20 protein-coding genes are annotated in these 25,530 nt (G+C 44.7%); 15 read left to right on the top strand and 5 right to left on the bottom strand.

The genetic code is table 11. The features are described 5' to 3' along the window. Positions 1-522: a type VI secretion system contractile sheath small subunit gene (gene tssB, locus CW749_RS01780; protein WP_101110157.1), complete on the bottom strand. Its 522-nt coding sequence runs from the start codon at positions 520-522 to the stop codon at positions 1-3. A gap of 1,295 nt (positions 523-1,817) precedes the next feature. Here tssB and CW749_RS01785 point away from each other — a divergent pair. The 8 genes from CW749_RS01785 (at position 1,818) to CW749_RS01820 (ending at position 11,862) form a co-directional block, all read left to right on the top strand. Further along, positions 1,818-2,336, top strand: a complete 519-nt coding sequence (locus tag CW749_RS01785) for an Hcp family type VI secretion system effector (RefSeq protein ID WP_101110158.1) — start codon at positions 1,818-1,820, stop codon at positions 2,334-2,336. Beyond that, a complete protein-coding gene (locus CW749_RS01790) occupies positions 2,308-2,508 on the top strand; it encodes a hypothetical protein (RefSeq protein WP_101110159.1) in 201 nt (66 codons plus the stop codon). Before CW749_RS01785 ends, CW749_RS01790 begins: the two co-directional genes overlap by 29 nt. Positions 2,509-2,521: 13 nt before the next feature. Continuing rightward, positions 2,522-4,657, top strand: a complete 2,136-nt coding sequence (locus CW749_RS01795) for a type VI secretion system tip protein VgrG (protein ID WP_101110160.1) — start codon at positions 2,522-2,524, stop codon at positions 4,655-4,657. After that, positions 4,624-5,565 carry a DUF4123 domain-containing protein gene (locus tag CW749_RS01800; protein WP_101110161.1) on the top strand — a complete coding sequence of 314 codons (942 nt, stop codon included), beginning with the start codon at positions 4,624-4,626 and terminating at the stop codon, positions 5,563-5,565. Before CW749_RS01795 ends, CW749_RS01800 begins: the two co-directional genes overlap by 34 nt. Further along, positions 5,552-9,073: a toxin VasX gene (locus CW749_RS01805; RefSeq protein WP_101110162.1), complete on the top strand. Its 3,522-nt coding sequence runs from the start codon at positions 5,552-5,554 to the stop codon at positions 9,071-9,073. The genes CW749_RS01800 and CW749_RS01805 overlap by 14 nt, the downstream gene beginning before the upstream one ends. A 30-nt stretch (positions 9,074-9,103) precedes the next feature. Then, a complete protein-coding gene (locus CW749_RS01810; protein WP_101110163.1) occupies positions 9,104-10,045 on the top strand; it encodes a hypothetical protein in 942 nt (313 codons plus the stop codon). A 21-nt stretch (positions 10,046-10,066) separates the two neighbouring features. Next, positions 10,067-11,020, top strand: a complete 954-nt coding sequence (locus tag CW749_RS01815; protein ID WP_101110164.1) for a hypothetical protein — start codon at positions 10,067-10,069, stop codon at positions 11,018-11,020. A gap of 161 nt (positions 11,021-11,181) precedes the next feature. Further along, on the top strand, positions 11,182-11,862 hold the full coding sequence (locus CW749_RS01820; RefSeq protein ID WP_101110165.1) for a hypothetical protein: 681 nt from the start codon (positions 11,182-11,184) through the stop codon (positions 11,860-11,862). Between the two features lie 78 nt (positions 11,863-11,940). On the opposite strand, the gene CW749_RS01825 is transcribed toward CW749_RS01820, so the two are convergent. From CW749_RS01825 to CW749_RS01840, 4 genes are read right to left on the bottom strand one after another with little or no spacing between them, the layout of a single operon-like run. After that, complete coding sequence (locus CW749_RS01825; RefSeq protein WP_101110166.1) at positions 11,941-12,432, bottom strand: hypothetical protein; 492 nt, start codon at positions 12,430-12,432, stop codon at positions 11,941-11,943. 4 nt (positions 12,433-12,436) lie between these two features. Beyond that, positions 12,437-13,558 (bottom strand): NAD(P)/FAD-dependent oxidoreductase, encoded by a 1,122-nt coding sequence (locus tag CW749_RS01830; RefSeq protein WP_101110167.1) that lies wholly within the window; start codon positions 13,556-13,558, stop codon positions 12,437-12,439. A gap of 2 nt (positions 13,559-13,560) precedes the next feature. Next, positions 13,561-15,735 carry a LodA/GoxA family CTQ-dependent oxidase gene (locus tag CW749_RS01835; protein ID WP_101110168.1) on the bottom strand — a complete coding sequence of 725 codons (2,175 nt, stop codon included), beginning with the start codon at positions 15,733-15,735 and terminating at the stop codon, positions 13,561-13,563. Positions 15,736-15,764: 29 nt separating this feature from the next. Next, the gene (locus CW749_RS01840) at positions 15,765-16,010 is read right to left on the bottom strand and encodes a hypothetical protein (RefSeq protein ID WP_101110169.1); all 246 of its coding nucleotides are present in this window, start codon (positions 16,008-16,010) and stop codon (positions 15,765-15,767) included. A gap of 223 nt (positions 16,011-16,233) precedes the next feature. On the opposite strand from CW749_RS01840, the gene CW749_RS01845 reads away from it, so the two are divergent. The 7 genes from CW749_RS01845 to CW749_RS01875 all read left to right on the top strand — a co-directional run bounded on the left by CW749_RS01845 (position 16,234) and on the right by CW749_RS01875 (position 25,522). After that, positions 16,234-16,752, top strand: a complete 519-nt coding sequence (locus tag CW749_RS01845; protein ID WP_101110170.1) for an Hcp family type VI secretion system effector — start codon at positions 16,234-16,236, stop codon at positions 16,750-16,752. Between the two features lie 85 nt (positions 16,753-16,837). Beyond that, on the top strand, positions 16,838-18,880 hold the full coding sequence (tssI, locus tag CW749_RS01850) for a type VI secretion system tip protein TssI/VgrG (RefSeq protein ID WP_101110171.1): 2,043 nt from the start codon (positions 16,838-16,840) through the stop codon (positions 18,878-18,880). Beyond that, positions 18,868-19,590, top strand: coding sequence for a DUF4123 domain-containing protein (locus CW749_RS01855; protein ID WP_101110172.1), 723 nt, complete (start codon positions 18,868-18,870; stop codon positions 19,588-19,590). Before tssI ends, CW749_RS01855 begins: the two co-directional genes overlap by 13 nt. After that, entirely contained in the window at positions 19,587-20,585 is a 999-nt protein-coding gene (locus CW749_RS01860; protein ID WP_237322283.1) for a Rhs family protein, read from the top strand. Before CW749_RS01855 ends, CW749_RS01860 begins: the two co-directional genes overlap by 4 nt. Positions 20,586-20,587: 2 nt before the next feature. Further along, complete coding sequence (locus CW749_RS01865; RefSeq protein WP_101110173.1) at positions 20,588-24,367, top strand: HNH/ENDO VII family nuclease; 3,780 nt, start codon at positions 20,588-20,590, stop codon at positions 24,365-24,367. Then, positions 24,364-24,804, top strand: coding sequence for an SMI1/KNR4 family protein (locus CW749_RS01870; RefSeq protein ID WP_101110174.1), 441 nt, complete (start codon positions 24,364-24,366; stop codon positions 24,802-24,804). The genes CW749_RS01865 and CW749_RS01870 overlap by 4 nt, the downstream gene beginning before the upstream one ends. Positions 24,805-25,120: 316 nt before the next feature. Then, the gene (locus CW749_RS01875) at positions 25,121-25,522 is read left to right on the top strand and encodes a hypothetical protein (protein WP_101110175.1); all 402 of its coding nucleotides are present in this window, start codon (positions 25,121-25,123) and stop codon (positions 25,520-25,522) included. Positions 25,523-25,530 lie beyond the last annotated feature (8 nt).

Here is a 25,530-nt window from a genome sequence, read left to right on the forward strand (position 1 = left end):
TTATTCATTTCCCTGATCAGACGTTTCTTTCTCATCAGTTGCCACAAGATCGAGTTCCGCCAACAGCTTCTCTCGTGAGTCATCAGAAGCAAGCAGCTCTTGTAAACGAGAACGGAATGCAGGCACATTACCTAGCGGACCTTTAAGAGCCAGCAGTGCTTCACGCAATTCGATCAGTTTATTTAGTTCAGGAACTTGCTTAACGATGGAGTCTGGTGAGAAGTCTGCAAGAGACTCAAATGACAATTCGACTGGCAAATCAGCGTCGTCCTCATCCACTAACTTGCTTGAAACCGAGGTAGAAAGCGTTAGTTTGCTTTCCTTCATGACGGATTCGAAATTATTTTTGTCGATGCTGACGGGTTTGCGTTCCTCTAAAGGGGTTTCTTCACCGTGCCCTTTAAAATCTCCAACCACCAATGTCTTCAACGGCAATTCCACTTCCGCCTGAGCGTCGCCCGTCGCAGGAATGTATTTGATATTGATTCTTTCTTTCGGGGCAACACTGCCTTCTTTGGACATATTACGGTCTCCTTCGTCTGTCCCAACTGCTGTTAATGTTGAATTTATTACGAGTAAGCGCTTATTTGAGCGAGCCTGATTTTGCACTTAAACTTGGCATATCAGTCTTGTGCTCAAGACCTGGAATTAACCGCTGTTCTTCAGAAATACCACTGCTTCCGAAAAGAAAAATTCCAATAATGAAGCTTTCCAATAACAACGACTTTCAGTTCCAAATCAGGCTAAATAGCAATAAACAAACACCATTTCGCTCTGACAATCAGAGCAAAAATTATTAAATTCTGCTTGTGAGCTTCTAATTAGGGGAGTCAAGTTCGACAGGATGACGTATAAGAAAGGTACAAGAAAGCGCGTACATTTTATGTACGATATGTCTGTATACACCATTAAAGCCTAATAGAATAAATTTTTAATTTTTAGTCTAGAAATCCACTAGCCAAAGTGAAAATGTAATTAAATTCTCATCTTTAAGATTATTTTTTATATTTTTAAGAACAATTATCACTTTTTATTCTCTGTTCTTAATCATTCAATTTACGTATTTAACCTACTATATCAGGATAAAGTAAAACCGTTACTGTCATCACAAAAACAAGATGATAAATTTCTCATTTAAAAGACAATGCCAGCCCTAAGTGTATAAAATACAATCATTAATCATCAAACCTAATCGTTAGATTTCAATGCAATAAATGGCTGTAAATTTCGTTTAATATCATAAAGTAAGCGTCAAACCAATCTGTCTTTGTTTGATATGAAATATTTGATGTCTCTTATTCTCTTTTACTATAAAACGTATTAATTTGCCAAAACAAATCAACACTTCATTCATCATTCATATATTCGAGATACGCTATATTTGATGGGCACGTATAAAATCAAAAATGAGACATTCCCGCAAACAAAGAAATTGATGGTTATATTAATTATTGTATTAACATCACAAAACAAAAATATCCCTAAAGAAACGTGAAATATATATTGATGTGACTCTGATCCAGGCATTAATCCGCTATTCGAGCAATAAATTGCCCGCAATATAGCAATCTATTGCTTGAACAATAACTCAAACACCATAACTATCTGTTTTTAAATAAAATTATTAATTGGCACACTGTTTGCTCTATTACTTCTTGTCTATCGACACTAATTCGCGCAAAAAGCGCTTCATAATTTATTGTTATTTATTTGTTGCTATAAAAGGATTTAGCCGCTTGCCTAGGTCAACCTGCATATTAAGTTTAGGTTGGGAAGCGACTGGACCAGTAACATTCAACTCTACAAGAGGATTAAATATGCCAACTCCATGTTATATCTCCATTGAAGGTGAAACACAGGGGCTTATTACTGCTGGCGCACTGTCTACCGACTCTATCGGTGACGCGTTTGTTGAAGGTCATGAAGACCAAATGCTGGTTCAAGAATTTAACCACAACGTGACGGTTCCAACGGATCCTCAGTCTGGTCAACCATCAGGTCAACGCGTTCACAAACCATTTCAGTTCACGGTTGCACTGAACAAAGCAGTTCCATTGCTTTACAACGCATTGGCTTCAGGCGAAAAAATGAAGACTGTTGAATTGAAATGGTACCGTACTTCAATCGAAGGTAAGCAAGAGAACTTCTTCACCACTGTATTAGAAAGTGCGTCTATCGTAGATATTCACTGTGAGATGCCTCACTGCCAGGATCCAACTAAGTCTGACTTTACTCAGAATGTTACGGTGTCTCTGTCTTACCGTAAGATCAACTGGGACCACGTAAACGCAGGTACATCTGGCTCAGATGATTGGCGTAAACCAGTCGAAGCATAATCAAGCAATCGACCAACACCGTATTCGCACCAATGATTTGCTCCCCATTTTGTTGGTGCTCTCCCCCTACGGATTAGGTTGTTCGCATGATGGCAAAGTCACATTGCGTGGCTTTGCGTTTTTCTATTTGTCTGCATCTTTAATGCAGATTTTTAACAAGTTCGATCGCTAAACGGAATGACTGCATGGGCAAATTAAGCTTCTCTCTGGATGTCGAAGGCTTAGCTCCAAATACTTTGATTGTTCGCGAATATCAAGGACAGGAGTCTCTATCACACGATGGAGAATGCCATGGTTTTTGCTACCAGATTGAGTTAGCTAGCCGCTCTATGGATATTCAGCCGAATCAAGTGGTCGACAAAGATGCGTGCCTAATCGTCACTCAAAATGGCGAAGTCACTCAAACCGTTCACGGTATTGTTCGTGCCTTTTTTAAAGGTGACACAGGTCGACAACATACTTTTTATACGCTCACATTAGTGCCAGCCATAGAGCGACTTTCTTTAAGACAAAATAGCCGCATTTTTCAAAACCAATCTGTACCCGATATTCTCTCAGTGCTTTTTCAGGAAATGGGCATCAACGATTATGCCTTTTCCCTGAAACGGTCCTGCCAGCCAAGGGAGTTTTGCGTTCAATACCGCGAAACCGATTTGGCCTTTATGCATCGGCTCGCGGCAGAAGAAGGCTTGGTATATCGCTTCAATCACGAAAAAACTAAACATACGATTATTTTCAGCGACGATAGCCAAACCTACGACGCATTACCGGCCTCAATCACTTACAACGCCATCGCTGGAGGGCAAGCTGATACGCCTTATGTTTTTGGATTCGCTGAAAGAGTGCGTTCAGATGTCACCAGCGTCATGTTTCAGGAATACAGCTTTAAGAAGCCCACCTATTCGTTCAAACAAGAGCAGATAGGGCAAGACATGAGTTATCAGCGAGATGGATACGAGCACTATGATGCCCCCACGCGCTACAAAGATGATGAGAGTGGTCAAGCCTTCAGCCAATATCGCCTAGAATTCCTCCGACGCGAATCGCATACCGCGCAAGGAAAAAGTAATCATGCGGGTTTACATGCCGGTGTGAAGTTTACGCTTACAGATCACTTAGACCCTAAATGCAATCGCTCTTGGATTGTTGTAAAGGTGACGCATTCTGGCACTCAGCCTCAAGCGTTAGAAGAAGAAGGGGGCAGTGGTGCAACGACTTACAGCAACCAATTCACTGTTATACCAGCCAGTAGTCAATGGCGAGCGACGCCATTACCCAAACCACAAGTCGATGGCCCTGCCATGGCTATGGTTGTTGGCCCCGACGGTGAGGAAATATTTTGTGACGAACACGGTCGTGTGAAAGTGCACTTCCCTTGGGATCGCTATTCAAACGGCGACGAACACAGTTCTTGTTGGGTGCGAGTTTCCCAAGAGTGGGCAGGTAGCCAATTTGGAGTGATGGCAATTCCCCGAATCGGGCACGAGGTTATTGTGTCTTTTCTGAATGGCGACCCTGATCAGCCAATCATAACGGGAAGAACCTATCACGCTATTAATACGCCTCCTTATGCTTTGGCAGACAACAAAACCAAGACAGTTATTCGTACAGAGACGCACCAAGGGGAAGGGTTCAACGAGCTTAGCTTTGAAGACCAAGCCGACAATGAAAAGGTCTACTTGCATGCCCAAAAAGATTTGGAGCGAGAAGTTCAAAACGACAGCCTTAGCCACATAAGACACGACGAGCACGCAACAGTCGACAACGATCAGTTCATGCGCATCAAAAACGCTCGTCATTTAGCCGTTGACGGGGAAAGCCGAACTAAAGTCACTGCCGATCAATCATTGGTCGTCGATGGATCTATCCATCAGAAAGCAGGAAGCAATTGGGCAAGTGAAGCCGCGACTGAAATTCACCTGAAATCCGGCGTTAAAATTGTGTTGGAAGCCGGGAGCGAACTCACCCTAAAAGTAGGTGGTAATTTTGTAAAAGTCGACCCCGCAGGCGTCCATGTTGTTGGTTCTAAGATCAACCTGAATTCAGGAGGCAGCGCAGGTAGCGGCGGTGGGTTTGGTGGGCAAGGTGCTGAGTTGCCATTGGAGTTAGAAGGGTTGGCTGCGCCAGAGGTGCAAGAATTCTCTCCTTTTAGCGCATCTCAACAAAGCCTAGATGCAAATGTCAAAACATCTATTCCGGCAACCCCTGTAATGATGCAAAGGATCCAGAGTGATAGCTCTTCGGATATGGCAATCACCGAAATTTGCCAAAAGCAACCTGATGGCTCATGCCCACTAACAAACTGTCCATGTCGGAATTGAGCAATATGCCCGAAGTAGTCACCATGCCTGAAGCAAATAACGTGAATGTGCGCCCCACTCTGCTGGAACTGAATCAGAGCAATTTGAAACACTACATCATTGCATCTTATAGTGCCTCAACCGCTCAAGAAATATATGAGTTTTCGGAGACTTCCGAAATAGAGCCTCTTTATGCAGAAAGTGAACTCCAAGAATTCTTATCCATCAGCCCAATAGTCGCTAGAGTTGAAACCAAAAGCACCCTATTTAGACGCCTAGCGGAGGGGACACCCTCAGATTTTGATTGGTCTTGGATTCTTGTATCTGTTCCAACATCAATGTTATTCGATCATCTCCTTCGCCAATTGAGAAGTAGCCTCACCCTTTCTTTTGATGGGGCGAGAAGGGGCGTCTTTCATTTTTACAACCCACGAGTCGCTCACTATTTCTTTGGTGAGTCCGATCCGTCTGATACGCAAACATGGCTTGGTGAAATTAGGCAAGTCACCTGGATTTCACCATCACACTCTCCAAGCAGTGGTTCAGTCTGCTTTTTCGATGGCTCAGCAGAAAACCTCGACGTCGCAATCTCGAAAGTGGATACACAAAAAGTGCTTTCACCTTCTCAACAAATCGCTCTGGAGCGCCTTCATGACGACAAAATCATTGAAGGATATTTATCCAAGCAATCAATGACCCATTGTGATGCTCAACAATGGAAGCGCTACCGAAAACTTTACATTCTCTCTGAAAATCTAAATATCAGCCAACCCGATGACATCGCTCAGTTCTTCCAACTATGCGATCACTATGGAACGCAGCCTAAAAACATTGAACATCTAATGCATTTAAAACCATTGGATTCGAGTTCCAAATTTCACGCTCTAGAACAAAAAATGATTGAGGATAAGCACTATGTCGGCGAATAAGCTCAGCTCAAAACCTGCCTGTGAGTCAAAGAAAGTATTCGTTGAAGTAACTGGTACTCAGCACAATCCAGAGCAGTCGATCATGTTCTTCGACGAAGGCGATTTGGTGCGGCAGGAATGGTTAGAACAGCAAATAGAAACCGAAACACTCAATAGCACTACGATTCATAGTTGGGATTGGTCTAGCCAAAACGCGCAAATTAACGCTTGGTTAGCAGTGTCTAAGGAAACCGGTCAGATAAATCTACCGTTATACCCAGACATACAGCCTAAAGAGAGGCAATCCAAAGAACAACATTACTTGCTTCACTCCATTGTTCCACTCACTCTTTTGCCAACTTTTGACAAAGATCTGAGTTACAAAGACAGAATTGCCCCAGTCCGCAATGGGTATCTCTATATTTTTTACAACAATCGAGCATGGCGAGAAATTGAAGTTCGCAGGCAAGAGGATGGCTCTGTTAAGTTCAGAGACATCGATCTGTATAAGCACCGGGAAGCAACGGATCAGCCTTTCAAAATCGAAGAGAGAGAACCTGAAGGCTTAGCCATCAGCGATATTTGGGTGCCTGCAAAATCAAATGGCAGCCGAGCAACAGTTCATTTTGCCTATTCTGAGGTTCAATGGAGTGCACAGTATTTAAATCACCTAGAATCCAACGAATATGATCGCTCACGTCGTTTGTCTGCCTTTCATGAACTGAATGTGAAAGACTCTGTTGATGTTCTTCATGCCAAAGCATTGCCTGAGATGAGAGCTCGCCAGCCCGAGATTGAACTGTTTTGTGCTGAACCCAGATACCTAAGTCATGACCTATCTGGAAATTGGCTTAATACTCAATACCAAGAAATAAAAAACAAATTCAAAACCATCGCCGCTGATGGAAAAAGTGCGTTGGATGTCCTCAGATACAATGAATCTTTCCAATACGAATATGGGATGAAACATGCGGCTCTGGAGGCGATTGTTTCGCCAGAAAATTCTAGCGAAGATGCATGGAAGACCGACGCTCTTCAAGACTGTTTGGCTGACGCACGCGAGCGCAAACTCCGAGCCATTGTTCTAGATGACCCTTTGTTTGACCTTAGGCACAACGCCTTCACTGTGATGTATGGCATTGGTTATTTGCAGCAAGTCTATACGGATATGTCCAAACAAGAGTATTTCCAATGCGCTGAGCTGGTTCAACGATTCGTTTTACCAAAGAAATTTGGTAAACAAGAGAATCCATTCTACGAACATAAAGACGAGTTCGATACATTTTTTGGGGGGCGATTCCATCGCACAATGAGAACCATTGAACGACAGATCTGCGTGCGAGATGTGAAAGAAATTCAAAAAGCAGTAGAGCTGAAAATGAACGCGACACGCACAGCGCAGGTGCTGCGAGATATCAGCTCGCTAAATGGGGTGAACGCTTCTGCAGCCCACGTCATTGCTGGGTATGGCTTAACCGCATTAAGTATGGATATCGACAACCTTGATCCAATGACGGTTCCTGAGGATAAAAAGCCTGTGAGCTTCATGCCGACGGTAAGCCATATCCTCAAAAGCGGCAGCCCTCACCCGCTCCATAAAGTTTTATTCCCATCTACGGAATTGGTCTCGTTAGAAGATAAATACACACCTCCAGAACCGTTCAATTCAGGAACAGGATTCGCGACCCCTGAATCCCTCGCGCAATGGGAAAGTGAACACTTTATCATTGAGGATGACGCCCTCAAGGTCATAGACTTAGCATTCATGGCTAAGGCAGAAGACAATTCCACGAATCCTTTCGCTACAGTACGCCGAATTTCAAACACAACCGATGGCATTTTACGGGGCTACTTCGACGCGGTACTCGCGTTATCTAAGAGTATTAGTGAACACGCTAAAGTGGTGGAGTTCAATTCAGCTTATGCACCCGTACTCGCATTGTTAAAGTCCACAAACTCAAAACTTTGGGGGGAGGCACTGTATGTCCCTGTTGGCGGTTCAGAATTGAAAGGGGCAGTGGTTGGCGTACATGGTCATGGGTTGAGCTACGGCGTGTTGGATGTAGAACGCAAGCATATACAAAGTAAGAAAAATAAAACCCCTATGGGCCGTTTGTACGATAAAGATGGAAAGCTGATTGCATCTACTGGGAAAAAAGCGTTTCATTCAAACGATGTGATATCCGGAACTAAAAGTGTTGGTAAAAAGCTACCGCTTAAAGTGGTTGTAGTACCGGAAGGATCAGAAGTTGCTGAAGCGTTAAATAGGAAAGCCACGCAAAGAACGTTACAAGACATTGGCAAAAAAGGGGCGACCGGAAGTAATATTTATGAAGCCCTGAAAGTCCCCTATTTTATTACGGTTATTGAAACAATAAATTTGATCAATAATTTGCAACACTTCAAAAACTTGATTGAGAAAAAAGATCGTGCTTATTCAGCAGCTAACGTGTTCAGCGCCGCTTTAGATTTGGGCGTCGCGTTGGCATACTCGGCAAACTTTTACACATCTAATGCGTCCTCCTTTGCCATCAATAGCGCTAAGACTTTTATACGTTTTCCACCGAGCCTTGTTGCCCGCTTTACCTTTCAAAACGGTACAACGTCCCTAGTCAGTAATATTAGCCGGTTAGGTACCATTGGACTAATAGGTGGTTTGTTGACTGCTGGCATTGCCGCTTGGGACAGCTACAAACTCTTCGAATCAAGCGATACCGATGCGGGTTTGGCAATGGGGATGGTTGCAATGGGCACACTTGTCACCACACTCGCAACAGGGTTGTTTACCTCGTCTGCCACTTTTCTAGGTCTTGGTCCCATAGCTTGGATTGGGGTCGGGATAGCGGTGCTCGGGTTCGTGCTTTACACCATTTTTAAAGACACACCAATTGAAGTGTGGCTAAAAAACGGCCCATTCGGTAAAGACCCTTCTAAAGAATACAAGCACTTACAAGATCCAAAAACCGCATTTAACCGATTTATCGGGTTGATATTCAATATTTCGATCAAATCGTATTCAGTTGAAAAGCAAACGAAATTACCTGTTTCCATTACCGAGGAAGTAAAAGCATTGGGGGCGACTCACGTAATATGGGTGAACACCAATCTCGCCTCTTTGTTCAATAAGGAAAAATTGAAGATAGAGTTTTTTGCTAGGCAAGGAATCTGGCGGAAAACGAAAGAGACCAGCCAAATGGGTATTGATTACTCCGCAGAACTTTCGGAGGTGCGTTCAAACAACTTAAGTGTGCTAAAAACGGTAAATACTTTTGATGGGTATGCCTTTTTTGTAAAACATGATCTTCCTTTAAAAAGTACAAGTTTAGAAACCAACATGTTCAAGACTAGGGCTTATACTCACACCTATTTTAAGGCATTTAACATTCGCGTCCGGCTTAGAGCAAACGATACGATTTACCCAGGACCGGAGTTGGATGAAGCGTTTGATAATTCAAAAGTCAGTAGCACTCCAAAGTTTAATAAAAAGGATAAGGATTGGCTCAGAGGGGTTGCCATTGTGCGACCATAAAAACCGAAACCAATAGAGAAAGCGTAATTAATGAAGAATTCTATTTATAACTCTGAGAGTTACTCCAAGCAGAAACCCAACACGCACACGTCTTTTTTTTCCAAAGGGCAACCATTGGGCTTTTCCAAAGCCAGCTCGGTGGTTTCGGTTTCATGCATCGAAAACTTAAAGCCTTCAGATTTTAGGGAGATGGAGAAAGACACCTCAAGAGACATGTTTTGGAATGAAAAAGCACTACGACAAGAATCTTTGTCCGCTTGGTCACAGATATATTTTTTTCTGGCCACAATTGCTAAGGGCTTTCTTTATTTTGTGGTTCCTGGCATGACTTTGTTATTGACACTCCCGTTTTTTAACCCTGACATTCCAATTACTATCGAATTATTTATTGAGACAATTGTTATCGTCTCTTACTACTTTGTCCCCTCTGCGGTTATTTACTTTCATTTTGTACTGGTTTCTAGGGGGTACTTGTTCTTAGCGCCGTTTCTTAAGAGTAAACGGTCTTTTGATCTGAGCCGTGAAACTGGCATGGTCACACTCTATAAAAAAGGCAATAAAGTTCGCTTTACCCACCCATTCATTGAATTTGACTGCGTATTGATGTCTGCCCCTTCTCACCAAGGGCACTTAAGCTACAGCCTGTTTTTGGTGCATCGTTATATGGGTTACTCGTTTGGCGTACCCATCGGAACCTTGATAGGACCAAATCAACCTGTTGGCGAGTACTACCGCCTATGGAACATGATTCAGCGCTATATGGACGTGAGCCAACCGATACCAGACATCATGATTCTTGAACCTGCAAGACCAAAAGACTCCGTCACTGCAGCGCATGACGAACAAACAGGCAGAAAGCCAAGGTACTGGCGTGATATGACGGATGAAGAGTTTGAGGCGGCTCTATCCAAATTAAGAACAGAGCAACGCGAGCTACCTACAACAGGACCAAATATTGATATTTTTGAGTAGCAGTAGCTGCGGCATATATGAATGACAAATTCCATTTATAACTCCGAGAGTTACACCAAACAGAAACCCAACACTCACACGTCTTTTTTTTCCAAAGGGCAGCCGTTGGGCTTTTCCAAAGCCAGCTCGGTGGTTTCGGTCTCGTGCATCGAAAACTTAAAGCCTTCAGATTTTCGTGAAATGGAGAAAGACACCTCAAGAGGCATGTTTTGGGATGAGAAAGCCCTGCGGCAAGAGTCCTTATCGATGTGGTCACAGCTCTATTTCTTTTTAGTAGCAATGGCTAAAGTTGGACTTTATGTTGCGGTTCCTCTTGTGACTTTATTTTCTACTCTCCCATTTTTTAATCCCGATATACCAATCACTGTCGATTTATTTATCTACTCAGCTATAAACGTCTCATATTTCTTTGTCCCCTCTGCGGTTATTTACTTTCATTTTGTACTGGTTTCTAGGGGGTACTTGTTCTTAGCGCCGTTTCTTAAAAGTAAACGGTCTTTTGATCTGAGCCGTGAAACTGGCATGGTCACACTCTATAAGAAAGGCAACAAAGTTCGCTTCACCCACCCTTTCATTGAATTTGACTGCGTATTGATTTCTGCCCCCTCTCACCAAGGGCACTTAAGCTACAGCCTGTTTTTGGTGCATCGTTATATGGGTTACTCGTTTGGCGTACCCATCGGAACCTTGATAGGACCAAATCAACCCGTTGGCGAGTACTACCGACTATGGAATATGATTCAGCGCTATATGGACGTGAGCCAACCGATACCAGACATCATGATTCTTGAACCTGCAAGACCAAAAGACTCCGTCACTGCAGCGCATGACGAACAAACAAGCAGAAAGCCAAGGTACTGGCGAGATATGACGGATGAAGAGTTTGAGGCGGCTCTATCCAAATTAAGAACAGAGCAACGCGAGCTGCCTACAACAGGACCAAGTATTGATATTTTTGAACCAACAAACTCTTAGTGTTTTGCTTTACTGAGGCTTTCGTTTGTTCAAAAACGACCGAAATAACTTTGTTACTTCGGTCGCATTTTCAAACCCAGTAACCTGAACCCCTCCTAAAACCTCGCGCTTTAAATTACTCTCCTATCAATTAAATTAATGCTGAACCATAGGCTAGAAAAATGTATAACAAAATCAGGCTTTTTATCATTGAATGCGTCGACCCTATGGATTTGCTTAATGAGCGTTCAGAGGCAGAAGCACTAGAGCAGGTGTGCAAAATTTTTGGGCATAAAGTGGCTAAGTTCATCGCTTACTCTGAAAAAGATCTCATCAAGTATTGTCGCTACATCTCCTCTATTGATTCTAGCCACGGTCCTAGAGGGGAAGAAGATATGCCTTTGTGTATTCATATTTCTGCTCACGGCAACAAAAAAGGCATTGAATTTGGTAGCGATTTTCTCAGATGGCGAGAGATGTTTGAGGCTATGAAACCCATTTTTACCGACATGAATGACTACGATGGTGAAGTCTTTGTATCACTCTCATCTTGTGAAGCGGGTAATCAAGGGTTGGACAGGTTAATTGCTGAAGAATGGGAGCATAGCGAAAAAATAGACCCTCCCAGCTACATATTTACCACCAGTGATGATGGCGGCGTCCGTTGGGATAACGCGGTTGTTTCTTGGACCGTTTTTTATCATCGGATCGCCAATCTACAAACGATTAAAAAAGGGCACGTTCAAGACGTAATAGACGACATAAAACAATGCATCGATACTAATATCTCCTATTTCCGGTGGGACAGCACTAAGTCAGATTATCTCTACTACCGCTCAGATAGCGATGAAATGCAGTTTTAGTGCGCTTGCTCATATTGCTTAAAAACATAAACCGACTTGTATTAATAAATCGGTTTATAAGCGGGTTTGCAAAACATATCACTTCAATGAAACGCACTTGTTATCTTCAAACTTACGATCAGTCAAAGGTGGAAACAGTTGGTAGTTCATGCTCTTCTCGTTTGGTTTGGAAACCGGAGATACGGATTCCAGTTCACAACTTTGCCCATCAATACAGCAAGGTTTATCCGAAACCTCGCCATTCGTAACTTGGCACAATAACCCTGTGCCTAGCGGACCAGGATCTAGGCAACCTGACTTTTGTGCGACTGTAAGTGCAGAAGGTTCGCATGGGGCGCATGCTGGGGCAAAGCACTTACCTTGTGCAAAATCGACACCTTTACAGATTACTTTTTGATTTCGTTCAACAAACTGCGACTCTTTTAAAAGGTAGGAAGTGGTTATAAGCCTACTTTGCAGCTCAGTAATGACTTCATTTTCAGACATGCCCGTTTTTTCTGTTGGGACGTCGGTACTTTGGCACCCAGCCAATACAAAAATGAGCGAGAGTAAGAAATAAATACGCGTCATCGGGTTATTCCTTTGTTAAATGATGAAGTTGGTGATTGAGGTTCCTTCTTTGCCAAAATGGAGAGTTGAATTGTGTCACTTTTTCATACTCCTCATTTTTCTTTGACAAATATGAAAGAAAGCTATCCTGCATGAGTGCTTCATATTCCTTTAGGTATTGGGGCTGACCAATAAGCCTATGGGTAATGGCTTTCGAGGCATAAAATGCACTTCCAAGAGCCGACGTAATGCCGTATGAAGATAGCGGATCATAGCTACAAGATGCGTCCCCAACAGCCAACCAGTTATTGCCTACGCTTTTTGCGATACAAGATGAGTAAGCTGGGGTGATTTTCATTTGAGCGTTATCGTTTAATTCGCAGCTATCCAAATAGGGGGCTAACGAAGCATGTTCATATGCCAGCTCGACAAGTTCAGAAAATGTCTTGGGCATATCCAAATCATTGTCGGTGAAATAGCACAATGTCGCTTTGCTATTAGAAAACGGAGCTAGGTACCACCACCCATTTAAGCTGCTATGAATTACCGCTTCTTGCCTAGCTATAGCACCTGAACCGCTGTGATTTAGATGTGCGCAGCAAGCTACCAAGCTATCGCCCTTTTTCTCTGCAATGTTCAACTTTCGGGTGAGCGTTCGGGCACGCCCTGTTGCATCAACAATAAAATTGGATTCCACCACATACTGGCTGGTATCAGGCTGCATGAAATGAAGCTGCCACCCATCACTTTGCTCTGAGAATTCAGTTAGACGAGATTGCCAAAAGATATCGACACCAGCTTCTATAGCCGTACTTATCAAACTCGTATCAAACTTTTCTCTGTTCAGGATCCAGCCTGTCCCGTATGGGCTGGTGATCAAACTCCGTTCATGATGACCTAATTCATCCCAATCGATCTGATATCCTTGAAGTTCAAAATGTCCGTCTTTAATAAAACTATCGAATAATTTCAGCTCTGCCAGAATAGGCTGAATGGTTCCATGAACACACTCACCAAAACTCTGTTTTTGTGCGGTTTGTTTATCGAATACAGCGACTTTGATGCCTTGTTGTGCCAGCGCAAGTGCTGCAGACAAACCCGCAACACCTGCACCAAGAACCACAACTTGATAGTGTGATTCCTTCATTGCTAATTCAACTTTTCGCGACTTGGGATGATTCTAGGCGCGAGACCTAATTCAGACACTTCCTTGTCTTCTTCATTTAGCTTTTCAATGTCTTCCTTTGTCTTGGAAAGGCTATTTGCACTGTGCAATATATCTTTAGGCGATAGGGTTTCTAAATTAAGCAATTGTCGATAACTTGCGTCGTGAGCCAAATAACGCACATTTACTTGTGATTCAACCCAAGCACTTTTAATCTCGGTTTTATCGATATTTAGGCTATTGACAGGCTTCTTAACGACTATCCCAATTTTGTCCCAGTGATCTACCATAGTGATTCGTGGATTCTGTTCGCCTTCTCGTAAGAATCGCAACCAGTCCTGACGATAGCTAAAGTATTTATAACGCTGGGCCACCGACAAGTCAGTATTTTGAATCTGCTGGAATGAACGCTGGCTCAACACCTGATTGGGAACACGCGCAGACCAGAAAGTGATCGTCGGTAAGAATTGCGCTTTATCGTAATCTTGGTTCGAGCGGCAGCTGCCTTCATCCGATTGCCAAGGCACCCCCATAAATCGGGTCAGTGTTCCAGGGCCGCTGACATTAAACATCTCTTTTAACGCTACTTTTGGTGTTAAAATAGGACCAAAGTAATCTTGTACTTCTTCCCCTCTGTTTATAACGTTTAGGCGCATTCTGTCGACGCTATCAGACACATTCCACATAGACTCACGGCGCAAAAACCACGTTAATTCTATACCGGGATGGAACGGTCCACCTAGGCACTCTTGTAGATTAGTTTTGGTGAGTGTATGCGCGCGCTCTTTTGCAGAGAAAATTGTTTCCAGCGGGTCATTGATGTTATCTAGCGGCGTTGAGTTTTCTTTGGGGTTAGCATCTAGCTCGAATTCACCTATCGCCCAATTGTGCATATGTTGATATTGAGTGGATGTCAGGCTCAACCCCACAAGAGGTGAGTCTGGCACGTCACCATAGCTGTCTCCAAAAATTGGAGGCAGCTTATCCGCCTGTACTTGAACCTGAGCTTTCTTGATGGCGTCGTTAAATGTGTCTTTTAAGTCATACTTTAAACTGTCATCAAAACTCGAAATGCTCGGTGAGCTAAGGAGTTTTTTCACTTCCTCCGTACGTTGTTCCAACGAGAGTTCAGGTGTAATGCGAAATTGTTTAAACACCGCTTCCCTTAATTGGAGATGTTCGGGACTCGGAGATTCTAATCTTTTTAAAATAGACGGATTAGTAAAATTAGCCGGAGCATTGTCACCAAATGCCATAAAGTAGCCCAAGTTGACGCCTTGGTTCTCCACTAAGCTATTAAGAATAGGAAAGATATCGCGATAAAACTGCGTTTTTTGAGGCTTATCGTTAAGCAGATCGCTTACAACATCATACATAGTAACAACGCCAGGCATACCCGGTGCAAAATTTGGCGGTGTTACAGCTACCATGGCGGGTTCGGCGTCATGCGTTTCCCCATCAATAGTAATTTTAGCTCGAACTGTGCCGTCACTGATGTCATCATGCCAATTGTCGTTATTCGCAAACGTCGTGATGGGGCTATTGTTGTAACTGTCTGATTTGCCGCGTCCACCCAGCACCAATAAGCGCCCTTCGCAATCGGTTCTCAATTCGCCTAAATAGACCGTTCTTTCTTGGCTTGTCCCACCAAAAAAGGTGCCATCGTCAAATAGATAATCTTTCCCACATCTGTCACGACCTTGAATGTTTCGTACGCTCGGTTCAATCAGCAACTTGTCTTTTCGTTCCTGAAGATCGGTAACAAAGGCGTTGCGTAACTCACAATTTTTAGAGAGCTTTCCTAAATCCATAGCATTGTTAAATTGATAGTTGATAGATTTCCGGTTCGCTATATGAACTTCCCACTCTATCGTGGCTTCTTTAGCGGTCACTTCTCGGACAATTTGATCGCAATCATCTATCTCGAAGATCCGAAAACGCGCAGCTTGCCGCTTTACTTTTCCTTTGCTGTCTTTGAAATTGAGCTCTTGATCTGCACGATTGTTTAAACTGTAAGTTTCGTAGCATTCGCTGAAATTGTTACCTGTAAAATTGGGGTTTATATCCTGATACGGGACTTCTGGACCAACAAAAAACTCAGACTCAGAGTTTCCTAGCCTTGCGATGCCAATCGCGGGGTAGACGTAGTACTTTGGCATATTAATAGTATCCTTTATGTTTATGCTGACTATTTACGCTTATTCATGGCATGAGCTTCAGTTGAAATCGCAATTATCCCAACTATGTTCACACCTACTTTTATTTTTATTTGATCGCCAACAAGCATGGCAAAAAGGAAAGTAATCGTTGAGCTCACTTTGGTGTCAGTTTCAGTTTTTGATAAGTAACCAAATAGAAAACGAAGCAACTCGAACACTTCAGAATCTATTGCTAGTGCGACAACAAACCAAGTGTGACACCGATCCAGGCACATTCTCGCTACTCAAGCAATTATTCGCCCACACACAAGCAACTATTCGCTTTACTCCATAGTCAAACAACCCTAACTAGTTGTTTTATATTTAAATACTATTCTGGCACACCCCTTGCTCAATACTCTTCAGTTTCTGGCGCGACACTGCGCTCAGGCACTCTTCACTTATCAAACGTCTTATTTAATAGCTAAGGGGGCAGCCCCCTGTTTATGAGGATTGACTATGCCTACTCCATGTTACATCTCTATCGAAGGCGAGACTCAGGGGCTCATCACCGCTGGCGCTCTTTCTACCGATTCCATTGGTGACGCCTTTGTTGAAGGGCACGAAGACCAAATGCTTGTGCAAGAATTCAATCACAACGTAACCGTGCCAACCGACCCACAATCTGGCCAACCTTCTGGTCAACGTGTTCATAAGCCATTCCAATTTACGGTGGCGCTAAACAAGGCAGTGCCTTTGTTGTACAACGCACTAGCATCTGGCGAAAAGATGAGCACAGTTGAGCTGAAATGGTATCGCACCTCAATTGAAGGCAAGCAAGAGAACTTCTTTACCACAGTGTTAGAAAGTGCTTCGATTGTAGACATTCACTGTGAGATGCCTCACTGCCAAGACCCAACCAAATCTGACTTTACCCAGAATGTGACTGTCTCTTTGTCTTACCGCAAGATCAATTGGGACCATGTAAACGCAGGCACTTCAGGTTCCGACGATTGGCGTAAACCTGTTGAAGCGTAATTTAACCCCATACCTTTCGAGCAAAGCCACCAAACGGGGCTTTGCTTTTGTCGTTACATGTACTTTGAATTAACGGATTGATTGCATGGGCACCTTAAACTTCTCATTGGATGTCGAAGGACTGGCTTCGGATACCTTGATTGTGCGCGAGTATCACGGGCAAGAATCCCTGTCGAACTATCAGGGCTGTCATGGCTTTCGCTATCACATTGAACTCGCCAGCCGCTCTATGGACCTCACGCCTGAACAAGTGGTGGACAAAAACGCTTGGCTGTCGGTGATTCAAAATGGGGAAGTCACTCAACGTGTTCACGGCATTGTCCGTGCCTTTTCAAAAGGCGACACCGGGCATCAACACACCTTTTATTCCCTGACGTTAGTCCCTGCCATTGAGCGGTTGTCTTTGCGTCAGAACAGTCGCATCTTTCAAGATTTAACGGCGCCTGAGATTCTGTCTGTGCTGTTTCAGGAAATGGGCATCAACGATTATGCCTTTTCCCTGAAGCGGTCCTGCTTGCCCCGAGAGTTTTGTGTCCAGTATCGGGAAACCGATTTGGACTTTATGCATCGCCTCGCCGCCGAAGAGGGATTGGTCTATCGCTTTGTTCATCAGACGAGTAAACACACGATTGTGTTTTGTGATGACACCCAAGCCTACGACACCTACCCGTTTCCAGTGCCTTATAACGCGCTAGCCGGCGGCACCATGGATACTCCTTATGTCTTTGGGCTCACCGAGCGAGTGCGCTCCGATGTGTCCAGCGTTCAGTTTCAAGAATACAGCTTTAAGAAGCCCACCTACGCCTTTAAACAAGAGCAGCTTGGTGAGGAGATGAGCTATCAACGCGATGGCTATGAACATTACGATGCCCCTGCTCGCTACAAAGACGACGACAGTGGCGCGGCGTTCAGTCAATATCGGTTGGATTACCTTCGCCGTACTGCCCACATTGCCACCGGGCAAAGCAACCACCCTGCCCTGCAAGCGGGCACCAAGTTTACCTTATCTGACCATTTGGATGAGAGTTGTAACCGCACTTGGCTGGTGGTGAGTGCGACCCACACCGGCAAGCAGCCTCAAGCCTTAGAAGAGGAAGGTGGCAGCGGGGCCACCACTTACGGCAACACGTTTACAGTCATTCCCGCTCAGCGCCAGTGGCGCGCAACGCCAACCCCGAAGCCGCAAGTCGATGGTCCGATGATGGCGACGGTGGTGGGACCGGAAGGGGAAGAAATCTTCTGTGATGAGCATGGGCGTGTGAAAGTCCATTTCCCGTGGGATAGGTATTCCAACAGCGATGAGCTGAGTTCGTGCTGGGTTCGTGTCTCTCAGGGTTGGGCGGGCAGCCAATACGGCATGATGGCGATACCGCGTATTGGGCATGAGGTCATTGTGTCGTTCTTAAATGGCGACCCTGACCAGCCGATTATTACTGGGCGTACCTATCACGCCACCAATATTCCGCCTTATACCTTGCCGGACAACAAAACCAAAACCGTTATCCGCAGTGAAACCCATCAAGGCGACGGCTTCAATGAATTGAGTTTTGAGGACCAAGCCGAGAACGAGAAAGTCTACCTGCATGCTCAGAAGGATTTAGAGCGGGATGTGCAAAACGACAGTACCACTCACATTCACAATGATGAACATCACACGGTGGACAACGACCAGTTTACCCATGTGAAAAACAATCAGCACCTCACGGTAGATGGGGAAAGCAGGATCAAAGTTGCAGCCGATCATACCTTGATCGCCGATGGGTCTATTCATCAGAAATCATCCAATAATTGGGCGAGTGAAGCAGGCACCGAGATCCACGTAAAATCCGGACAAAAAGTCGTACTCGAAGCCGACAATGAAATCACGATTAAAGCGGGAGGCAGTTTTGTCACCATTGACGCTTCTGGCGTCACGCTATCTGGAGCAGGTGTCAACCTAAACTCAGGTGGCGCGGCAGGCAGTGGCAGCGGGTTTGGAGGACAAGCGGCCATACAACCAGGGCAACCAGAACCACCACCGAGTGCGCCTGCCCCGATTCTTACACCCGCACAAATCGCCACGATGAAAGCAGCGGCTCCATTCTGCGAAGAGTGTGAGAAGTGCAAGGATGGTCAATGTTCGATCTAGACTCGTACGCTGGCAAAGAAGCGTTGTCTTGGTATGCCATTTTTAACGGAACAACCGATTACAGTGCGCTGGCAGACTTTTATCAGTTAGGTGGAAAAGACGCCTACGGAATTTGGTTGGGCACACAATATGAAGATTGGACATTAGTGATGCCTTACATCGCCCCTGTTGATCCTGATGGAGAGTTCATCCATTGGGTGGCTGAAAAAGCGGAGAAAGACTGGGGGATGTTGGTAGGGACAACGTCAACGTTTCAGCAGCTCTTAGCGCACTTTCGAAGCCTGACACAAATATGGATGCCATCCGGCACTCATGCCTTCTTCCGTTTCTATGACCCAAGATTCAGCCTGAATGTGGCCAAGTTTTGCGATAAAGAACAGAGAGCGAAAGTTATGGGTCCCTGTCAGGTTTGGCTTTCTCAGCATGGTGATGTGGTGAACGTCACCCCTACTGTAGGAACCATAGAGCCGGAGTTCCCATGGTGGACAGTGCCAGAAGACGTGCTGCTACAACTGTCAAACATTGATAACTCTACCCTGATTGCCAATTCCATAAAGTGGCTAAAAGAGAGTCACGCTGACATTTATTTTTTCTTCCCCGAAAGCACCGTTATAGCCAAAGTGACGCGCTTAGTGAACCGCCACAAAAAGGAATTTGGCTCACTAAACGAATACATAAAAAGTGTGCTTGAGAAAGAGGTATACCGATGACGACCACCATGACGATGGCAGATGCAGAAAACTTGTTCAGCACGATAAAAACCGACTTTGAAAGTTCTATTGATGAGTATCGTCGCCATTCAGAAAACTGGTTTTATGGCTGGGCTTTAGACATGGAACAAAAAGTGATCGTGAATAAGGATGAGTACTCGGCAGACACCGACGATTCCAACATCGAAGCCGATTTAATTACCTGCCCACTAGACGGAAAAATCACTCTTGTTCACTGCTTCGAAGCGGAAGCTTTTGTTCCGATTGGTGGTACACCTTTCAAAATTCAGCCCATGAAACTTGAAAAGAACTTCTGGGGGAATTTTGAATACGAAGCGGACGGCGAAGCCATTTCAGGCACGATGGATGACAACGGATTCGCTGAAATTACGCTGCCGCCAGAGCACAGAGGCAAACAAGTCCGCGTGACGTTTTATCCCGACGTGTCTGAAAGCGACATCAAAGCAATGCTGGATTCTTATGATCCTACCATCAGCAAACTTAGCACTTGGCTTGATACACAGTGGAACACCGATCTTCGCAAGGAGTGGAATCTATTTATTAATGAGCCAATTGATGTGTGGGACGAAGTCAAAAAGTTCATGAGTAAGTTATTGGACGCCATCGTCGATGCTTGGGATGAGATTGCCGAACTTTTCAAGCTGCTCGCCAACCCAAGTAAGCTTGCAAAGGAGCTTGCTAAATATGTTGAAAACCCAGAGTTGATAGCTGAAAAGCTTGCCTCGGCGAAAGAAGAAGCCGCTGAAATGCTCACCTTATTAAAAGACGAAGCACGCTGTTTCCTTTGTTTAAATGCAGCAGTTTCTTGGTTTAAATTGCTAAGCCCACTTCAGATCATCGGTATTGCGACCACCATGTTGGCGCCGCTACTTGTTGAAGTCGTGATCAGCATTGTGATACCGGGTGGTGCAATTTTGAAAAACATGAATCGATTGAGAGATGTCGCTGGCGCAGCGACTCTGGTGGGGGCATAAGAATGGCTAGAAAACCTCGCTCTGCACCCATTGTAAAAAAGATCAAAGAGGTCGTAGATTTAGTCAAGGTCGACGCAAAGGATAATGCCGAAAACCTACGGAAAGTGACTCAACACGGAAACAGCAAGTTTAATGGGCAAGCTAAGGTTAATCAAACTGTCGACGGCAAAACGGTTCAAAACGCGACATCTGAAAAACGCCAAGCCAAACAATCGACACACCTAGCGACCAACGAAAAACGAACGGTAGAAAACAACGCCAGTAAGAATGGCAACGGTGACGCTACCCAATCGAACCAGAAGACCGATACCGAAGGTTGCCCTGTTTCAATGGTCACAGGCGAAGAGCTTCTCGAACTACAAGATGTCACATTACCCGGGGCACTGCCGTTTATCTTTACCCGAACCTACAAAACCAGTAGCTGCGATATCAACACAGGGTTAGGGTTTGGCTGGAGCCACCCACTCAACCAGTCTTTGGCCTTCGAAGGTGGAAAGCTCTTTTGGTTAGATGCGGAAAACAAACGCACTGAGTTACCCGAGCCCACGAAACAACTGCCTGAGATATACAACGATCTTGCTGGTGCGGCGGTATTCTTAGGACAAGAAGACGGCGAATACATCCTCGCACAAGCGGGTTCACCTTTTTACCACTTTGAACGACGGGGTAACTCGGCTCGCTTGAGTAAGCTGTCCGACCAATATGGTAACCGACTTACCATTCGCTACGACGGGCATCAGCGCCCTGAAGCCGTCGTGAATGAGCACGGTATCGCCCTATGGTTTGTATACCAAAACGACCTCATTACTCAAGTCGATTTTCGCACTCTCACTAAAGGCAGTACGACGGGTGAGTGGATCACGGAAAGAACCTGTGCCACCTATCAATACAACGCACATGATCAGCTCATTGCACAGAGAAATACGGGCAATGAGGGTGAAGATTACGCCTACGATGCTCAGCACGTTATTACGCTTCGAAAAATGGCTGGCGGCGTGGAATTTGGCTGGGAATGGGATGGTACTGGTAAATCGGTTCGATGCTTACGCCACTGGAGCAACACAGGCTACAACACCCAATTCGATTGGGATAATGACTCAAATGCTGTAGTTGTTACCTATTCTGATGGCAGCACTGCCGAGTATCAACACGATGAAAATGCCCAGTTAGTGCAAACCACCGACCCTGATGGTGCGGTGACACAAAACCAATACAGCGACAATGGCGATTTGGTGTTAACCGTTGATCCTATGGGCAACGAAACCAAACATGTCTACAACGAACAAAACCAAAAAGTCTTAACCATTGCCCCTGATGGCACAACAACGGAGTTTCAGTACTGGCGTGGTAATCTGCGCAAAGTCATTCAATCCGACCGAAGTTGGCGCTACAAATACAACGAATTTGGCGACATTACCGAAAAACGTGACCCGCTTGGTCAGGACACGTTTTATCGCTACAACCAATACGGTCAGCTAGACCAAATCCGCTACCCCGATGGCAGCCAACATAAACTGGCGTGGAACCGATTGGGCATGCTCATTGGGGAAACCTACCCAGACGGCTCGGAAGCGACTTATCGCTACGACATCTTTGGGCGGATTGTGCTGGAAAAATCCGTAACAGGTGCGATGACGCGCTATGAATGGGATTCGGCAGACAGGCTCGCTCGTATTCTGCTACCTGGCGGTAAATCCAAATCTTTCGAATACAACGGTTACGGTAAACCCACCAAAGTGGCGGACGAAAACGGGCAAGTCACTCGATTCGATTATCATCAGCACACGGATTTGGTTAGCCGCGTGACTCAATCCGATGAGTCTTCACTCCAATACGACTACAACAACGCCAAAAACTTCGTCAGTACCATTACCAACGAAAGGGGCGAATCGTACTTTATCGATTATTACCCTAACGGGCTAGTGCAAAGAGAAACCACCTTCGATGGTCGGTTCTTTGAGTACGAATACGACCTCAATGGCAAGTTGGTTAAAAAAACGGAAACGGGCACACAAGGCACTCAACTAGAAACGTTATTTGAACGCGATGTAATGGGTAGGCTAACCAAAAAAGTCCTCCCCGATGGCAACGAAGTTACGTACGCTTACGACGAATATGGGCAACTGACGCAAGTTGAGGATGGCGACACCCCATTAGCTTGGCAATATGATGCGCTAGGCAGGCTTACCCAAGAGCACCAAGGTTGGGCCTCTCACTATTATCAATACGATGAGCTGGGTAACCTTACTCATTGGCAACTGCCAGACGCCAATACCCTGAAGTATGAGCGCAGTGCTGGTGGCGTACTCTCGCGCATTATGCTGAATGATGAGCAGCTCACACGGCACCACTTCGATAATGGATTGGAGACGTCTCGCCAGCAAGGGAGCCTTACTAGCCGTTTCCAGCACGATGAAGAAGGCAGATTGATCGCTCACACGCATCATCAACGCGGTCAGCTCACTCAGTCCAAACAATACCAATACAGTGCCGAGGGCAATCTGGCGGAAATGGCGGACAGCCGATATGGCAAAGTCCACTACGATTACGACCCACTTTCGCGCTTAAGTGCCACGAAAGGCGTAGTCGAAGAGACCTTCGCCCACGACCCTGCGGGCAACTTGCTGCAACAAACATTAGGTGGGCGTTTTGAAGAGGTCGAATCTGGCGTACAAGGTAACCAACTGCAATTTCATGGTGATGCACATTATGAGTACGATGAATTTGGGCGTTTAATTGCAGAGAAGCGTGGGAAAGGGCAAACGCTTGTCACCACTTACGAATACGACTGCCAGCACCGCCTAACCAAAGCTACCCTGCCCGATGGCACCATCGCCACCTACCAGTATGACGTCTTTGGGCGACGCATTGCAAAAAGCGTGACCGACAAACTGGGTAAGCAAACCAACACCGAATTTGTGTGGCAAGGCGATAACCTGATTGCGGAAACCAGCGATTCTCACTACCAAACCTATGTGTACGAGCCGGGCAGCTTTAAGCCGTTGGCGCTCATTAGTGGTGAAGGTGAACACACCGAGGTTTACCATTATCAGCTCGACCAAATCGGTACCCCAACAGACCTCACCGATAGCAGCGGCAAAAGTGTGTGGTCGGTTCAATATCGCGCCTACGGTAATGTGCTTTACCAACATGTTGAAGAGATTGCCAACCCGCTGCGCTTCCAAGGGCAGTATTATGACAGCGAAACAGGGCTACACTACAACCGCCACCGTTACTACAGCCCAAGTACAGGTAGGTTCACCACCGCCGACCCAATCGGGCTTGCAGGCGGATTAAATAACTATCAATATGTTCCTAACCCGACGGGGTGGGTGGATCCACTGGGGTTGGCGGTTGAGAAGGCTGTAGGGGCATGTTGTGGTAAATATGTACCAGAAGATGTTTTAAATAGAAAAATATATAAGAATACAATTGACGTTAACCCGAGCGCCCCCGAATTTGTCCATCGAAGTGTTCACAAAAGTGTTAGACAGAAAGTCGAGAATGGCTGGACTAACTTAGATTTAATGGAAAATGGATACGCGCCAATTGGACCAGATGGAAAGCAAATAAACCTACACCATATTCTGGGACAGGAGCCCGGACCTATGGTTGAACTTATGAGTTCAACTCATAAGAAGCACCACAAACCATTACATGGGCTTATTGAGGATGGAAATAGTTTTAGACACAATACTTCTCTGCTATACCAATATGAAAAGTTTAGAAAAGACTATTGGAAGCAACGTGCTAATGACTTCAAAAATGGAGGTGAGAAATGAATTATAAAGACCTTGCTGAAAAACTAGATCATGCTAATAGCGACACCTTCTGGCAAGGCAGCGCTGATGAATCTCAAATAGACAAATTAGAAGAGTTATTGTCATTGCAGTTTCCAGAAGATTTTAAAGAGTTTTTAAAACAATTAGGTGGGGGAGGCGTTACTGATTCGGAAATATCTGGAATCGAGGATAATGACTCAACTATTGATTATGGAGGTACTGTCTACGGTGATACGCTGAGTGCGAGAGAAGACTACAATCTCCCAGAACATTTAGCAGTTATTTTTTTCAAGGATGATGAGATTTGTTGGTGTATTGATACAAATAGCCCTAAAGGAGAAGTGATCAGTTTTGATGTATTTAAGCAAGAAGTGAATAGTAAGATTGCAGACTCTTTTGAGCGATTTTTTCATGAATATGTATCTCTAAGAGTCTAATGACTAGTGAAGAAAACAGGAAGAAAACAGGGACAGTCACGTTTAAGAAAACACGAACTCCATAAATTACAGTGGCTTGTGCCTAGAGCCATAAAGGCGATGATGGGGTATTTCGGGTACTGAGGCTTTCAAGTATCGAATTTAGCAGGACACACACTTTAGAAAGGATCTGAAGTGCTTATTTTCTCAAGGCGACAGTCCCACTTATTCTTTTGTTCTTTCGCTCTCCAAACAACAACGTTAATCTAGCAAAAGATGTCACTCCTTTCGATGGCATTCTAAGAATCGAACTCTATCTAAAAGGAAAAGGTCATTTATGAATTTAAGCAAGCTCAATCAGATCATAGCATCATCCATTTTCAAAAGTGCAGATCTGGGTAATGAAAACAATATTCTAGATAGCAGAGATGAAGCCCCTTTTGACTCAGAATGGGTTGAGATATACACGTTAATTAGCCAAGAATATGAGCAAACTAAACCACAAGAAGATGAAGAGGCAATCGAATCAATAAGAAAATCAGCTTTTTTTGCAAGTGAACAGTTCTTTGGTACTCATGAAATTTCGAGCTATATTTCGGATGATTTTGATCTAATAGCCAAAGCGATTGTTACAAACACTCAAGATAAGCGAATCACTTGGCTATTAGATTATTATATCAACCATGGAACCCCTCATAAACTGATAAAAACACACGAGAAATCAATTTTAGATTATTAAGATCGAAA

Origin of the sequence: Vibrio sp. vnigr-6D03 (assembly GCF_002835515.1) — a bacterium.
Lineage (GTDB): Bacteria > Pseudomonadota > Gammaproteobacteria > Enterobacterales > Vibrionaceae > Vibrio > Vibrio penaeicida.

Coding starts and splice junctions, on each gene's coding strand:
- tssB (WP_101110157.1), bottom strand. CDS start 522: ATGTCCAAAGAAGGCAGTGTTGCCCCGAAAGAAAGAATCAATATCAAA.
- CW749_RS01785 (WP_101110158.1), top strand. CDS start 1,818: ATGCCAACTCCATGTTATATCTCCATTGAAGGTGAAACACAGGGGCTT.
- CW749_RS01790 (WP_101110159.1), top strand. CDS start 2,308: ATGATTGGCGTAAACCAGTCGAAGCATAATCAAGCAATCGACCAACAC.
- CW749_RS01795 (WP_101110160.1), top strand. CDS start 2,522: ATGGGCAAATTAAGCTTCTCTCTGGATGTCGAAGGCTTAGCTCCAAAT.
- CW749_RS01800 (WP_101110161.1), top strand. CDS start 4,624: ATGCCCACTAACAAACTGTCCATGTCGGAATTGAGCAATATGCCCGAA.
- CW749_RS01805 (WP_101110162.1), top strand. CDS start 5,552: ATGTCGGCGAATAAGCTCAGCTCAAAACCTGCCTGTGAGTCAAAGAAA.
- CW749_RS01810 (WP_101110163.1), top strand. CDS start 9,104: ATGAAGAATTCTATTTATAACTCTGAGAGTTACTCCAAGCAGAAACCC.
- CW749_RS01815 (WP_101110164.1), top strand. CDS start 10,067: ATGACAAATTCCATTTATAACTCCGAGAGTTACACCAAACAGAAACCC.
- CW749_RS01820 (WP_101110165.1), top strand. CDS start 11,182: ATGTATAACAAAATCAGGCTTTTTATCATTGAATGCGTCGACCCTATG.
- CW749_RS01825 (WP_101110166.1), bottom strand. CDS start 12,432: ATGACGCGTATTTATTTCTTACTCTCGCTCATTTTTGTATTGGCTGGG.
- CW749_RS01830 (WP_101110167.1), bottom strand. CDS start 13,558: ATGAAGGAATCACACTATCAAGTTGTGGTTCTTGGTGCAGGTGTTGCG.
- CW749_RS01835 (WP_101110168.1), bottom strand. CDS start 15,735: ATGCCAAAGTACTACGTCTACCCCGCGATTGGCATCGCAAGGCTAGGA.
- CW749_RS01840 (WP_101110169.1), bottom strand. CDS start 16,010: ATGTGCCTGGATCGGTGTCACACTTGGTTTGTTGTCGCACTAGCAATA.
- CW749_RS01845 (WP_101110170.1), top strand. CDS start 16,234: ATGCCTACTCCATGTTACATCTCTATCGAAGGCGAGACTCAGGGGCTC.
- tssI (WP_101110171.1), top strand. CDS start 16,838: ATGGGCACCTTAAACTTCTCATTGGATGTCGAAGGACTGGCTTCGGAT.
- CW749_RS01855 (WP_101110172.1), top strand. CDS start 18,868: ATGTTCGATCTAGACTCGTACGCTGGCAAAGAAGCGTTGTCTTGGTAT.
- CW749_RS01860 (WP_237322283.1), top strand. CDS start 19,587: ATGACGACCACCATGACGATGGCAGATGCAGAAAACTTGTTCAGCACG.
- CW749_RS01865 (WP_101110173.1), top strand. CDS start 20,588: ATGGCTAGAAAACCTCGCTCTGCACCCATTGTAAAAAAGATCAAAGAG.
- CW749_RS01870 (WP_101110174.1), top strand. CDS start 24,364: ATGAATTATAAAGACCTTGCTGAAAAACTAGATCATGCTAATAGCGAC.
- CW749_RS01875 (WP_101110175.1), top strand. CDS start 25,121: ATGAATTTAAGCAAGCTCAATCAGATCATAGCATCATCCATTTTCAAA.